1 protein-coding gene is annotated in these 608 nt (G+C 69.6%); it reads left to right on the forward strand.

Features of this window, described 5'->3' with window-relative positions; translation table 11 throughout:
* Nucleotides 1–608 (forward strand): DUF11 domain-containing protein (locus tag E4T88_RS18805; protein ID WP_135107547.1); only part of this gene is annotated, 608 nt, incomplete at both ends.

The raw sequence follows: 608 nt of genomic DNA on the forward strand, positions 1-608 counted from the left end.
CCTACACGGTGCGTGCGAAGAACAACGGCCCCTCGTCGGCCGAGAACGTCTGGCTGAAGGACACGCTGCCCGCAGGCACCGTGCTGATCGGCACGCCCACGGCCACCGGCGGCGGCACCTGCGATCCCGTGGGTAGCGACGGCACGCTCAACTGCCGCTGGGGCACCACGGGCGCGAGCATGCTGCTGGCGAACGGCGGGCAGTACGAAGTCACCTACCGCCTGCGGCCCACCGCCGCATGGACGGCCGGCCAGGTGTTGAACAACGAGGTGGAGATCGGCACCGCCACGGACGAGCCCAACCTCGCGAACAACAAGGCCCAGGCCCAGGTCGAGCTGACCCAGCCCGAGCTGGACGTGCTGGTGTCGATGGCGCACAGCGCGGACGCGATCGCGCTCGGCGCCGAGACCACCTACACGATCACCGTGAAGAACTCCGGCCCTTCGTTCGGCACGAACGTGGTGATGACCGATACCTTCCCGGTCACGCACCCGACCAACGGCGCCACGTCGGCGACCTTCAGCTATACCGGCAACCTGACGGTGGACCAGGGCGGCACCTGCACCCAGCCCGCCGTGGGCGCGACCACGGGCAGCGTGGTGTGCACC

The organism is Dysgonomonas mossii (assembly GCF_004569505.1).
Classification (GTDB): domain Bacteria; phylum Bacteroidota; class Bacteroidia; order Bacteroidales; family Dysgonomonadaceae; genus Dysgonomonas.